Source organism: Isoptericola sp. MSGPD8_1_ISO-PGPR-S23-394, from assembly GCF_058072785.1.
Window position 1 is genome coordinate 2,357,194 of the sequence record NZ_CM176517.1, and the last position, 12,896, is coordinate 2,370,089.

A 12,896-nucleotide genomic window follows, 5' to 3' on the forward strand; every position below is an offset into this window, starting at 1 on the left:
GCTCACTCGTCGTCCTCCTCGGCGGCCAGCTGCCCGCAAGCGCCGTCGATGTCGCTCCCGCGGGTGTCACGGATCGTGGTGGGGATCCCGTGCCCGCGCAATCGTGCCACGAACTCGTCCTCGACGGAACGCTCGCTCGCGGTCCAGATGGAGCCGGGCGTCGGGTTGAGCGGGATCGGGTTGACGTGCACCCAGCCCTTGCCGCGCGCGTTGAGCTTCTCGCCGAGCAGGTCGGCACGCCACGCGTGGTCGTTCATGTCCTTGATCAGGGCGTACTCCATGGAGACCCGACGACCCGTCACCTCGAAGTACCGGCGGGCCGTGTCGAGCGTCTCGTCGACGCTCCAGCGGGTGTTGATCGGCACCAGCTCCGAACGGAGGTCGTCGTCCGGGGCGTGCAGGCTCAGGGCCAGCGTGACCGGGATCCCCTCGTCCGTGAGCCGGCGCATCGCGGGCACGAGGCCGACCGTCGAGACCGTCACGTTGCGGGCCGACATGCCCAGGCCCTGCGGCGCCGGCGCCACGAGCGCGCGGACCGTCTCGATGACCGCCTTGTAGTTCGCCAGCGGCTCGCCCATGCCCATGAACACCAGGTTGTTCAGGCGGGCCGGCCCGCCCGGGATCTCACCCCGGTCCAGCGACCGGAAGGCCGCCCGCACCTGCTCCAGGATCTCGGCCGTGGACAGGTTGCGCGTCAGACCGAGCTGACCGGTGGCGCAGAACGGGCAGGCCATCCCGCAGCCCGCCTGCGAGGACACGCACAACGTCGTCCGGTTCGGGTAGCGCATCAGCACCGACTCGACCTTCGCGTCGTCGAACAGGTGCCAGAGCGTCTTGACCGTCGTGCCGCCGTCGGCCTCCATGCGCCGGGTGGGCCGGATCAGCGGCGGGAACATGGTCGTGGCGAGCGACTCACGGGTCGCCTTCGGCAGATCCGTCATCTCGGCAGGGTCCGAGGTGAAGTGCGTGAAGTAGTGCGCCGCGAGCTGCTTCGCGCGGAACGGCTTCTCCCCCATCTCCACCACGGAGGCGACCCGCTCCTCGGGGGTCAGGTCCGCGAAGTGCTTCGGCGGCTTGCCGCGGCGCTTGGGCGCCATCTGCAACGGCAGGGGCTTCGTCTCGTCCGACGGCCGGACGGCGGGGACGCCGAGCGCGGTCGAGGTGCGGGCGGGGGGTGTGGCCATGACGGTTCCTTCGGGGCTCAGACGGTCGCCTGCAGGACGAGATAGACGAACGGCGCGGTGACGACGAGCGAGTCGAGTCGGTCCAGCACGCCCCCGTGACCCGGGAGCAGCGAACCCATGTCCTTCAAGTCTAGGTCCCGCTTGATGAGGGACTCGGCCAGGTCGCCGGCGGTCGCCGTCACCGCGGTGAGCACACCGAGACCCGCACCGACCCACCAGGGAGCGTCCAGGACGAACAGGGCACCCGCGACGCCGACGACGACGGCGAGCGCGACCGATCCCCCGAGGCCCTCCCAGCTCTTCTTCGGGCTCACCGACGGAGCCAGCGGGTGACGGCCGAAGAATACGCCCGCGACGTAGCCGCCGACGTCGTTCGCCACGGCCAGCAGCACGAACAGCACCACCCGCAGCTCACCGTCGGGCTCGTCGAGGATGAGGAGCACGAAGCCCGCCAGGAACGGCAGGTAGGTCGCCGCGAACACCCCCGCGGCGGCGTCGCGCAGCGCTCGCGGCCCCGACCCGTCCAGCACCCGCCAGACGACGACGGCACCCACCGTCAGCACGAAGGCCACCAGCAGCGCCTCCGCGCCCGCGGCATAGGCCGACACCGCCATCCCGGCGCCGCCGAGCAGCAACGGCGTCAGCGGGATGATGATGTCGCGTCGCGCGAACGCCGTCCGCAGCTCCCACAGGGCGGCGCTCTGCGCCACGACGACGAACGCGACGAACGGTTCCGGGCGGAACCACAGCGACGCCCCCAGGGCCACGAGCAGACCGACACCGACCGCGACGGCCGCCGGGAGGTTGCGCCCGGCGCGGGACGGACCGCGCTGCGCGTCGACGGGTGACATCAGACCTCGAGCAGCTCGCTCTCCTTGCCGGCGAGGAGCTGGTCCACGAGGTCGACGTGCTTCTTCGTCAACGACTCGAGCTCCTTCTCGGCCCGGGCTCCCTCGTCCTCACCGACGTCGCCGTCCTTGACGAGCCGGTCGATCTGCTCCTTGGCCTTGCGCCGCACGCCACGCACCGAGATCCGGGCGTCCTCCGCCTTGGTCTTGGCGAGCTTCACGTAGTCGCGGCGGCGCTCCTCGGTCAGCGTCGGCATGATGATGCGGATCGCGTTGCCATCGTTCGACGGGTTGACCCCGAGGTCAGATTCGCGCAACGACTTCTCGATCGCGGCCATCGACCCCTTGTCGAACGGGGAGATCAGCACGGTGCGGGCGTCCGGGATGTTGAAGGAGGCGAGCTGCTGCAGCGGCGTGGGCGCCCCGTAGTAGTCCACCTCGATCGAGGAGAACATCCCGGCGTTCGCGCGGCCGGTGCGGATGCCCGCGAACTGCTCCTTGGCGAACTCGATCGCCGTGTCCATCTTCTCCTCGGCCTCGAGGAGGGTGTCGTCGATCACCCGGTGCTCCTTGTTCGTGTGGTGTGGCTTCGTCAGGACGTCTCAGCGGGTCGTGACCGAGGTCCCGATCTGGTCGCCGAGCAGTGCACGGGTCACGTTACCGGTCTCCTCGAGCCCGAAGACGCGCATCCGCACGTCGTTGTCCCGGCACAGCGACAGGGCGGTGGCGTCCATGACGTTCAGCCCGCGTACCAGGGCGTCGGTGTAGGTGAGGTGCTCGAGCCGCTCCGCGCCGGGGTCGGTGCGCGGGTCGGCGGTGTAGACCCCGTCCACACCGTTCTTGCCCATCAGCACCTCGTCGCAGTGGGTCTCGAGCGCACGCTGCACGGAGACGGTGTCGGTCGAGAAGTACGGCATGCCGGCGCCCGCGCCGAAGATGACCACGCGGCCCTTCTCCAGGTGGCGGATCGCACGCAACGGGATGTACGGCTCGGCGACCTGGCCCATCGTGATGGCGGTCTGCACGCGGGTCTTGACGCCGTCCTGCTCGAGGAAGTCCTGCAGCGCCAGGCAGTTCATGACCGTGCCCAGCATCCCCATGTAGTCGGCCCGTGCCCGGTCCAGGCCGGCGCGCGAGAGCTCCGCACCGCGGAAGAAGTTGCCACCGCCGACGACGATGGCCACCTGGACGCCCTGGCGCACGGCGTCGCCGATCTCCTGGGCGACGCGACGCACGACACCGGTCTCCAGACCGACGTTCCCCCCGCCGAAGGTCTCCCCCGACAGCTTGAGCAGCACCCGCCGGGTCCCGGACTCCTTGAGCGGGACCTCGGTCTGGACACGCTGGTTCTGGTCGATCTGGGTCATGCCACCGTCCGTCTCTCTGCATGGCCCGGGCGTCCGCCCGGGTCCGGTCTCCTCGCGCATCCTGGCACCGGATGCACCCACCCGCTCTCCCGGCCGTCCTGCACCGGTCCGCGAGCGAGCATGCGACGGCCCGGCCGCACCACGGAGGTACGGCCGGGCCGAGGGCGCGTCAGTTGCCGACGCGGAAGCGGACGAAGCCCTGCAGCTCGCCACCGGTGGCGGCGACGTGCTTGGCGACCGTCGTCTTCGGGTCCTTCGCGAGCGGCTGGTCCAGCAGGACGACCTCCTTGAAGAAGCCGTTCAGCCGGCCCTCGACGATCTTGGGCAGCGCCGCCTCGGGCTTGCCCTCGTTCTTCGAGGTCTCGAGCGCGATCTCGCGCTCCTTGGCGACCGTGTCGGCCGGGACGTCGTCACGCGTCAGGAACGTCGGCGCGATGGCGGCGACGTGCTGGGCGACGTCCTTCGCGACGGGCTCGGCGGCCTCGTCGGTGACCACGAGGACGCCGATCGACGGCGGCAGGTCCTTGGCGGTCTTGTGGAGGTAGGCCGTGACCTTCGGGCCCTCGGCACGCGCGACGCGGCGCAGGACGATCTTCTCGCCCATGGTCGCGCCCTGGGCGGCGACGAGGTCGGCGACGGTCCCGCCCTCGGCGGGTGCGGCGAGCGCGGCGTCGAGGTCGGCCGCCCCGGCCGCGGCGGCGGCCTCGAGCACGGCGTCGGCGAGCGCGATGAACTGGTCGTTCTTCGCGACGAAGTCCGTCTCCGAGTTGAGCTCGATCATGGTGGCGGTCTGGCCGGCGTCGCCGTCGGCGACCTTCACGGCGACGAGCCCCTCGGAGGTCGCGTTGCCCTCACGCTTGGCCGCGCGGGCGAGGCCCTTCTTGCGGATGATCTCGACGGCCTTGTCGGTGTTGCCGTCAGCCTCGTCGAGCGCCTTCTTGACGTCGAGCATGCCGGCGCCGGTGCGCTCGCGCAGGGCCTTGATGTCAGCGGCGGTGTAGTTCGCCATGGGGGATGTCCTCCGTGCTGGTGTCGGTGTGGTGGACCGGCGGGCCGGGCGGCGAGCGCCCGGCCCGCCGCCGATCACTCGGACTTCTCGGTCTTGGCCTCGGCCTCGGGCTCCGCCACGGCGGTGGCGTCGGCGGCCGGTGCCGCGTCGGCGCCCGGCGCGACGGCGTCCTCGGCTCCGGAGGCGCCCTCGGTCGCAGCGGCGTCCGGAGCCTGCTCAGCAGCCTCCACGGCGTCCTCGGTCTTCTCCGCCTCGGCCTCGGCGCCGGCGAGGAGCTCGCGCTCCCACTCGGCCAGCGGCTCGGCCTCGGCCGCGGGGGCGTCGCCCTTCTTGCCGGAGGCGCGCTGCATCAGACCCTCGGCGGCGGCGTCGGCGACCACGCGGGTGAGCAGCGTGACGGAGCGGATCGCGTCGTCGTTGCCCGGGATGGCGTAGTCGACCATGTCGGGGTCGCAGTTCGTGTCGAGGATCGCCACGACGGGGATGCCCAGCTTGCGGGCCTCGTCGACGGCGAGGTGCTCCTTGTTGGTGTCCACGATCCACACGGCCGACGGCGTCTTGGCCATGTCGCGGATGCCGCCGAGCGTGCGGGCGAGCTTGTCCTTCTCGCGACGCAGGACGAGCAGCTCCTTCTTCGTCAGGGACGAGGAGGCGACGTCGTCGAAGTCGATCTCCTCGAGCTCCTTGAGGCGCTGGAGACGCTTGTGCACGGTGGTGAAGTTGGTGAGCATGCCACCGAGCCAGCGGTGGTTGACGTACGGCATGCCGACACGGGCGGCCTGCTCGGCGACCGGCTCCTGCGCCTGCTTCTTCGTGCCGACGAACAGGATGGTGCCGCCGTGGGCGACGGTCTCCTTGACGAACTCGTAGGCGCGGTCGATGTACGACAGCGACTGCTGCAGGTCGACGATGTAGATGCCGTTGCGCTCGGTGAAGATGAACCGCTTCATCTTCGGGTTCCAACGGCGGGTCTGGTGCCCGAAGTGGACACCGCTCTCGAGGAGCTGGCGCATGGTCACGACGGCCATGACTGGTCCTTTCGCCGCGCGGGCACGGGATCCTCCCGGCGTCCGCGCGCATCAGGCGACCGCGCGCGGTGCGGGCGGTCGCAGTGCTTCGGTTGTCGGCGACGGGCATCTGACCCGGCACCCCTGGCGTCACGCCGAGCCGGCACCGTCGCCCCTCAGGGGCGTACGGACCGCTGCCGGTTCGACCGCACCCTCGACCACCGGTCCGGTTCGCGAGGGCACGTCCGTGACGCGCGATGTCGACCACGTCCGACGCCCGGCCGGGCACCAGCAGGTGACGGGTCCGGGCAGACAGGGGTGGTCGCAGAGGTGAGTCTACCCGACGGGGGGCGGCGGCGCGGCCACCGAGCACCAGCCACCGAGCACCAGCCACCGCGCAGCGGGCGTCGGGCCACGGGGCGCCGGCGGTCGAGCGCCGGTCGCCGGCGCGGCGACGGACGCCTCGGTGCTCGTCCACCGTGCCCGCCGTCCACGGCCCGACCGGCGCAGGGCGCCGCGCCCGGTGACCGATGCCACGGTGGGGCGATGCTCTCGCACCCACGTCACCGCACGCCCCGGCGTCCGCCCCGTCCCGCGGTCGCGACGGCCTGGAGCGTCCTCCTCGCCACGACCGCGCTGGTCGTCACGGGAGCCGGCGCGGGCCGCGCACTCGACGTGCCCCGGGACGCACCCTGGCACGCCCCCGTCGGCGGCGCGGTCGTGCGAACGTTCGACCCGCCGGCGCAGCCCTGGTTGCCCGGGCACCGAGGGGTCGATCTCACCGCGCCGCGGGGCACGCCGGTCACGGCCCCTGCCGACGGGACGGTGACCTTCGCCGGCCAGGTCGGGGGCAAGCCGGTCGTCGTCGTGTCCCACGGCGACCTCCGCTCGACCCTCGAACCGGTCGAGGCCCGGCGAACGGTCGGCGACCGGGTGGCGCGCGGCGACGTGGTGGGGGTGACGACCGACGACACCGTGGCGCACCACTGCGTCGCCACCGCCTGTCTCCACTGGGGCGTCCGCCGCGGTGAGGCGTACCTCGACCCGCTCGTCCTGCTCGGTCGCGCGGTGCCCGTCGTGCTGCTGCCGCAGCCGGCGGGGTGACCGGCCGAGTCGGTCGCCCGGGTCACCAGGGTCGGTCGCGCGGTCGCGTGGTCAGGCCCGCGGGAAGGCCTGCCGGAAGACCTTCTGCAGTCGTGCGGCGTCCACGTGGGTGTACCGCTGTGTCGTCCCCAGGTCGGCGTGCCCCAGCACCTCCTGCACCGAGCGCAGGTCGGACCCGCCCGCCAGGAGGTGGGTGGCCGCCGAGTGCCGCAGCGCGTGCGGGGCCACGTCGTCGACCCCGGCCCCGGCCGCCAGCCGGTGCACGGACTCACGGGCCTGACGCTGCCCCCACCGCCCGCCGCGGTCGCCCAGGAACAGCGCTGCCGGGGAGTCCGCCCGGTCCAGCTCCGGCCTCCCCTCGGCGAGCCACCGCTCCACGGCACGGGCCGCGGGCACACCGAACGGCACGACCCGTTCCTTGCCGCCCTTGCCGAGCACGCGGAGGAGTCGTTCGCGGGTGTCCACGTCCCGCACGTCGCAGGCGACGAGCTCGCCCACGCGCACACCCGAGCCGTACAGCAGCTCGGCGGCGGCCCAGACCCGCAGCGCCCCGGGACGTCGTGGCAGGTCCGACTCGTCGGCCTGCTGCCGTGCGGTGTCGAGCAACCGGCCCGCAGCCTCCGCCGTGAGCACGGTCGGCAACGATCGCGGGACGCGTGGGCTGGCGAGCCGGACGGAGGGGTCGGCGTCGATCAGCCCCTCGCGGTGCGCCCACCGCAGGAAGGCCCTCGCGGCGGCGCTCCGGCGCGCGAGCGTCGCCCGTGACAGCCCTCGGTCCGCCTGTGTCCCGAGCCAGGCCCGCAGCACTCCCAGGTCGACGTCCGCGAGGTCGGTCGTCCCGTGGCGCACCGCGTGCCGCAGCAACCCGGTGACGTCGGCGCGGTAGGCGCGCCGGGTGTGCGCCGAGTGGCCACGCCGTGCGGCCAGGTACCGCGTGAAGCCGTCCACCGCGTCGGCGAGCGCGGCGGGGAGCGGCGGGACGTCCGGGCTGGTCATCTCCCTCAGTCTGCCGCGTCACGAGAGGACGACTGCGCAGGTGACGCGGCGTTTCGCTGCTCGGCTCACCGCGGGGCGCCGCGCCACCGGGCGCCGTCACGACGGGCGAGCCGGCGCCGCTCCAGCCCACCGAGGACGCCCATGACCTGCCGGGGCGGCAGACCGGCCGTCCTCGCCAGCGCGTCGACGGTCGCTGCGGCGCGCGCCGGCAACGCGTCCAGCACGAGCAGGTCGTCCGGGCCGAGGCCGCGGCGCGGGTCGACGCCCCCCGCGTCGGCGTCGGACGGCGCGTCGCTCTCGGACCGCGAGGGCACCGCGTCGGGGCCGATGTCCCCCGCCAGCTCGGCGACCTCGCTCGCATCGGTGACGCACACCGCCGCGCCGTCACGGAGCAGCGCGTGGCAGCCCGTCGAGGCCATCGAGGTCACCGGCCCGGGGACCGCGCCGACCGGTCGCAGGAGCTCGGCGGCACGTCGCGCCGTGGACAGGGCACCCGACCGCCGGGCGGCCTCGACCACCACCGTGGCGCCGGTGGTCGCAGCGATCAGGCGGTTGCGGGACAGGAAGCGCTGGCGGAACGGTGCCGAGCCCGGCGGGACCTCGCTGACCACCGCACCGCCGCGGTCGAGGACGCGGCGCAGCAGCGCGTCGTTGCCCTGCGGGTAGAACCGGTCGACCCCGCCGGCGAGCACGGCGCACGTCACGCCCGCCGCCGCCAGCGCACCGCGGTGCGCGGCCGCGTCGATCCCGTAGGCCCCTCCGGACACCACGACGAAGCCGCGGTCGACCAGTCCGGACGCGAGCTCCTCGGCGACCCGCTCGCCGTACGAGGTCGAGGCACGGGCTCCGACGAGCGCGACCGATCGCGGTGCCGTGAGCGCGGGCTCCGGGTCTCCTCGCACCCACAGGGCGAACGGTGCGGCCGCGCCCAGGTCGGTCAGCGCGACCGGCCACCGGGCGTCCGAGGGCGTCAGCAGCACCCCACCGCAGCGGTCCAGCACGCGCAGCTCCCGCCGCGGGTCGAGACTCGCCAACCGCTGCGACCAGCGCCCCACGGCGTCGGCGAGCCGCCGCAGCGTGCTCTGCCGGACAGCCGCCTCGAGACGCTCGAGCTCCTCGCCGCGCAAGGTCCGAGCGGGTTCGGAGGCGACCTCCACGAGCCAGGCGAGGGCGCCGGGAGCCCCCAGGTGCGCCACCAGTGCGCCTGCCACCGTGTCCCCGGGCTCCGCCAGCCGGCTCCACGCGGCGGCCGCGAGCCGGGGGTCGTCGACGTCGAAGCGGAGGCGCACGGGTCGGCGCGGCGGGTCGACATCGAAGAGTCCGTCAGCCACGACGCTCCCCCGTCCTGAAGAGCATGGCGGCGTCCACGTCGGTCGTCGTCGGGATCTCCCGCCCGTCGAGGTCCGCCACGGTCCAGGCGACCCGCAGCAGCCGGTCGGCCCCGCGCATCGACAGGTCGCCGGCGTCGATCTGCCGCTCGACCTGCGCCAGCACGCCCGGCTGTCCGCGCAGGCGTTCACGCAACCACGGTCCGGGCAGCTCGACGTTGGTGCTCCAGCGGGTCCCGGTCCACCGTTCCCGGGCCGCAGCCCGCGCCTGGCGCACGCGTTCGGCCACGGCCGCGCTCGACTCGCCCGTGCCTCCGAGCACCCGTTCGGCCCGGGTCAGCCCGGCCAGGTGGACCTGCAGGTCCACCCGGTCCAACAGCGGTCCGGACAGGCGGCCCACGTAGCGCCGGCGGGCCACCGGGGTGCACGTGCACTCCAGCCCGGCGTTCGTGCTCGCCATCCCGCACGGGCACGGGTTCGCGGCGAGCACGAGCTGGAACCGGGCCGGGTAGCGGGTCGCCCCACCGGTGCGGTGCAGGACGAGCTCACCGGCCTCCAGGGGCTGGCGCAACGTCTGCAGCACCCGGGGTGCGAATTCGGGTGCCTCGTCCAGGAACAGAACCCCACGGTGCGCCCGGGAGACCGCGCCCGGCCGCGCCAGGCCGGTACCGCCCCCCACGATCGCGCTCGGGGTGGCGGTGTGATGCGGGTCCTCGAACGGCGGTCGCCGCAGCAGCCCTCCCCCGGGGTCGAACGTCCCGGCGACCGAGTGCACGCCCGTCACCTCCACGGCCTCGGCCTCCGTGAGGTCGGGCAGGATGCCCGGCAACCGCGCCGCGAGCATGGTCTTGCCCGCTCCCGGTGGGCCGATCATCAACAGGTGGTGGCCGCCCGCGGCGGCCACCTCCAGCGCCATGCGCGCCTCGCTCTGCCCGACGACGTCCTGCAGGTCGCCCTCCGGCCGCCGGGCGACCACCGTCGTCGTGCGCGGCACCGCCACGACGGCGCCACCGCCCTGCAGCTCGCCGCCGTGGAGACGGACGACGTCACCGAGATGGGTCGCCTCGTGCACGGTGGCGCCGGGGACGAGACGGGCCTCGGCCGCGTCGGCGGCCGACACCACGACGTCGGTGCACCCGCCGGCGACGGCGGACGCGACCGCCGGGAGCACCCCGCGGACCGGCTGGAGGCGGCCGTCCAGCCCGAGCTCGGCGAGGTGCACCACCCGTTCGAGACCCTGGTGCGGCACCACCCCGGCACCGGCCAGCACGGCGACCGCCACCGCCAGGTCGAACCCCGTGCCCGACTTGCGCAAGGACGCGGGCGACAGGTTCACGGTGATCTTGCGCTGCGGCCACCGCACCCCGCTCGAGAGCACCGCGGCCCGGACCCGGTCGCGCGACTCCGCCAGGGCGGCGTCCGGCAGGCCCACCAGCGTGAACCCGGGCACCGACGCCGCGAGCTGGGCCTGGACCTCGACGACGTGGCCCTCCATCCCGCTGAGCGCGACCGCGGCGGTGGTCCCCAGCCCCATCAGACGACCCCCTGCAGATGCTCCACACGGGCCGCACCGGAGCGTGGAACCACGACCGCGACGACGTCGATGCGGACCTCGCACCGTGGCATGTCATGGGTGTGCAACCATTCGCCGGTCAGCCGTCTGATCCGGGCCAGCTTGGCGTGGTTCACCGCCTCGGCCGGGTGGCCGAAGGCCTCGCCCCGACGCGTCTTGACCTCGACGACCACGAGCGTGCCGCCCCGGCGGACCACGAGGTCCAGCTCGCCGCGCGTCCCGCGCCAGTTGCGGTCGAGCACCTCGTACCCGCGGTCGCTCAGGTAGCGCGTCGCCACCCGTTCTCCGTATCGCCCGACGGCGTCCTTTGCCTGCACGGAACCACCTCCGCGCCCAGCCTGCGGGCCGCGGCGACACGCGGTCCACGGCCCGGAGCCGACCCGTGGACGTCCCTCGCCTGTGGACGGGCTCGGGGCCACGCGACCCTGCGGCGGCGCACCGTGACCCCTACAACGCGATGTCCGCCTTGGCGAGCTCCTCGACGTTGACGTCCTTGAACGTCACCACCCGCACCGACTTCACGAACCGCGCGGACCGGTACACGTCCCACACCCAGGCGTCGGCCAGCCGCAGCTCGAAGTAGACCTCGCCCGCAGCCGACCGCACCTGCAGGTCGACCTGGTTCGCCAGGTAGAAGCGCCGTTCGGTCTCCACCACGTAGGAGAAGAGCCCGACGACGTCGCGGTACTCGCGGTACAGCGCGAGCTCCATGTCGTTCTCGTAGTTCTCGAGATCCTCGGCACTCACGCGGACATCATCCCACCCGGGAGCGCAGGGGCACGCCCGAGCCGACGCTCACCTCGGCCAGGGTGGGCAGGGTCGGCTCCGCCGCGCCGTCACCCGGCACGGCACCGTCGCCCGCCGCGCCGGCGCCCGGCCCCGCCGGGGTCTCGTCGAGGACCCGCAGGTTCCACGACCGGCGGTGCTGCGGCGTCGGGCCGTGCCGCCGGAGTGCTTCGAGGTGGGCCGGCGCGGAGTAGCCCTTGTTCTGCTCCCAGGCGAAGGCCGGGTACTGGGCGGCGAGCCGTCGCAGCAGCCCGTCGCGCTCGACCTTGGCGAGCACGCTGGCCGCCGCGACGGACGAGCACTGCAGGTCGGCCTTGACGAGCGTGCGCACGCCCGGCTCGGGTGCGTCCAGCGTCCGGCTCGGGTCGTGGTCCGTGGCCTCGAACAGATCGGCGGCCGGACGGCTGAGCCAGTCGTGCGAGCCGTCCAGCAGGACCACGTCGACGTCGCCGGCGGACCGGCGAACCTGCGCCAGCGCGCGCCGGCCCGCGAGCCGCAGCGCCGCCACGATGCCGTGCGCGTCGATCTCTGCCGGTCCCGCGTGGCCGACCGCCCAGGCGACGGCCCAGCGCCGCAGCGGGTCGATCATGTTCTCGCGGGCCGCCGGCGAGAGCAGCTTGGAGTCGGTCAACCCGCGGGGGGCGGTGCGGGTGCTCGCGTCGACGACGACGAGACCCACGCTGACCGGCCCGGCGAGCGCGCCCCGCCCGACCTCGTCCATGCCGCCGACGAGCAGCGCGCCGTCGCCCAGCAGGGAGCGTTCGGTCCGCAGGGTGGGGCTGCGCCGGGCGCCGCGCGCGGTCACGGCTCCGGCACCTCGGCGAAGACGTCGCCCGGGTTGCGCAGCACGCGCGCGTCCCCGAACGGCCACACGATCACGAAGGCGGAACCCACGACGTTGTCCATCGGCACGAAGCCGCCGCCCGGGTTGCCGGTGTTGTACCGCGAGTCCCGCGAGTTCTGGCGGTTGTCGCCCATGACGAAGAGCATGTCGTCGGGGACGACCTCCTCGAACTCCTTCTCGCTGGGCTGCGACCCCGGCGCGATGTAGTCGGTCTCGTCGATCGCGACCCCGTTGACGCTGACTCGGCCTTCGGCGTCGCAGCACACGACCGTGTCCCCCGGCGTCCCGACGACCCGTTTGATGAGGTGCTCGCCGGTGTCCTGGGGCAGCAGCCCCACGAAGGTGGCAGCATCCCGCAGGGCGTTGCCCACCGGGCCGTCGTCCGGCTCCTCGGTGGGCGGCAGCCAGCCGCCGGGGTCCTTGAAGACCACGATGTCGCCGCGGTGCACGTCGAGGGCGTCCGGCACGAGCCGGGACACCATCACCCGGTCGCCGACCTGGAGGGTCTCCTCCATCGACGCGCTCGGGATGTAGAAGGCCTGGACGAGGAACGTCTTGATGAGCCACGACAGGACCAGCGCGCTGACCACGATGATCGCCGTCTCGCGCAGCAGACCGAGGCCGCCTCCCGACCGGGCCCGCGGGCCCGCGGCGTGCGCAGGCGCTCCTGCGGACCGTGGGGCGTCGACCGACGGACCCTCGACGGTCTCGGGGTCCGGGGTGCCCTCGGGGTCAGGGCGGCGCTCTGCGGATGTCACAGGGTCGGAGTCTGCCACGTCCTCACCCTGCCAGACGCACCGGTACCCCGCGAAACGCCGACGGGCGGCCCCTCTCGCAGGAGGGACCGCCC

At 73.7% G+C, this 12,896-nt stretch carries 14 protein-coding genes; 1 reads left to right on the forward strand and 13 read right to left on the reverse strand.

All coding sequences use genetic code 11. From position 1 onward, the window contains the following. Positions 1-2 precede the first annotated feature (2 nt). The 6 genes from rlmN to rpsB form a co-directional block, all read right to left on the reverse strand. The gene (rlmN, locus tag AC3RJ8_RS10815) at positions 3-1,184 is read right to left on the reverse strand and encodes a dual-specificity RNA methyltransferase RlmN (protein WP_489712636.1); all 1,182 of its coding nucleotides are present in this window, start codon (positions 1,182-1,184) and stop codon (positions 3-5) included. A gap of 17 nt (positions 1,185-1,201) precedes the next feature. Next, entirely contained in the window at positions 1,202-2,035 is an 834-nt protein-coding gene (locus AC3RJ8_RS10820; protein ID WP_489712637.1) for a phosphatidate cytidylyltransferase, read from the reverse strand. Next, positions 2,035-2,592: a ribosome recycling factor gene (gene frr / locus AC3RJ8_RS10825; protein ID WP_489712638.1), complete on the reverse strand. Its 558-nt coding sequence runs from the start codon at positions 2,590-2,592 to the stop codon at positions 2,035-2,037. Before frr ends, AC3RJ8_RS10820 begins: the two co-directional genes overlap by 1 nt. 42 nt (positions 2,593-2,634) lie before the next feature. Then, positions 2,635-3,399 carry a UMP kinase gene (pyrH, locus tag AC3RJ8_RS10830; RefSeq protein WP_407318306.1) on the reverse strand — a complete coding sequence of 255 codons (765 nt, stop codon included), beginning with the start codon at positions 3,397-3,399 and terminating at the stop codon, positions 2,635-2,637. Positions 3,400-3,568: 169 nt separating this feature from the next. Continuing rightward, positions 3,569-4,408, reverse strand: a complete 840-nt coding sequence (gene tsf / locus AC3RJ8_RS10835; protein WP_489712639.1) for a translation elongation factor Ts — start codon at positions 4,406-4,408, stop codon at positions 3,569-3,571. A gap of 74 nt (positions 4,409-4,482) precedes the next feature. After that, positions 4,483-5,436, reverse strand: a complete 954-nt coding sequence (rpsB, locus tag AC3RJ8_RS10840; RefSeq protein WP_489712640.1) for a 30S ribosomal protein S2 — start codon at positions 5,434-5,436, stop codon at positions 4,483-4,485. Between the two features lie 525 nt (positions 5,437-5,961). Here rpsB and AC3RJ8_RS10845 point away from each other — a divergent pair. Beyond that, a complete protein-coding gene (locus AC3RJ8_RS10845; protein WP_489712641.1) occupies positions 5,962-6,519 on the forward strand; it encodes a murein hydrolase activator EnvC family protein in 558 nt (185 codons plus the stop codon). Positions 6,520-6,570: 51 nt separating this feature from the next. Here AC3RJ8_RS10845 and AC3RJ8_RS10850 read toward each other — a convergent pair whose 3' ends face one another. The 7 genes from AC3RJ8_RS10850 to lepB form a co-directional block, all read right to left on the reverse strand. Next, positions 6,571-7,515 carry a tyrosine recombinase XerC gene (locus tag AC3RJ8_RS10850; protein WP_489712642.1) on the reverse strand — a complete coding sequence of 315 codons (945 nt, stop codon included), beginning with the start codon at positions 7,513-7,515 and terminating at the stop codon, positions 6,571-6,573. A 65-nt stretch (positions 7,516-7,580) separates the two neighbouring features. Next, positions 7,581-8,846, reverse strand: coding sequence for a DNA-processing protein DprA (gene dprA, locus AC3RJ8_RS10855; protein WP_489712643.1), 1,266 nt, complete (start codon positions 8,844-8,846; stop codon positions 7,581-7,583). Next, positions 8,839-10,377 carry a YifB family Mg chelatase-like AAA ATPase gene (locus AC3RJ8_RS10860; protein WP_489712644.1) on the reverse strand — a complete coding sequence of 513 codons (1,539 nt, stop codon included), beginning with the start codon at positions 10,375-10,377 and terminating at the stop codon, positions 8,839-8,841. Before AC3RJ8_RS10860 ends, dprA begins: the two co-directional genes overlap by 8 nt. Continuing rightward, positions 10,377-10,733: a YraN family protein gene (locus AC3RJ8_RS10865; RefSeq protein ID WP_489712645.1), complete on the reverse strand. Its 357-nt coding sequence runs from the start codon at positions 10,731-10,733 to the stop codon at positions 10,377-10,379. The genes AC3RJ8_RS10860 and AC3RJ8_RS10865 overlap by 1 nt, the downstream gene beginning before the upstream one ends. A gap of 130 nt (positions 10,734-10,863) precedes the next feature. After that, complete coding sequence (locus AC3RJ8_RS10870; protein ID WP_106268126.1) at positions 10,864-11,163, reverse strand: DUF2469 domain-containing protein; 300 nt, start codon at positions 11,161-11,163, stop codon at positions 10,864-10,866. 7 nt (positions 11,164-11,170) lie between these two features. Next, positions 11,171-12,007: a ribonuclease HII gene (gene rnhB, locus AC3RJ8_RS10875; protein ID WP_489712646.1), complete on the reverse strand. Its 837-nt coding sequence runs from the start codon at positions 12,005-12,007 to the stop codon at positions 11,171-11,173. After that, positions 12,004-12,804: a signal peptidase I gene (gene lepB / locus AC3RJ8_RS10880; protein WP_489712647.1), complete on the reverse strand. Its 801-nt coding sequence runs from the start codon at positions 12,802-12,804 to the stop codon at positions 12,004-12,006. The genes rnhB and lepB overlap by 4 nt, the downstream gene beginning before the upstream one ends. Positions 12,805-12,896 lie beyond the last annotated feature (92 nt).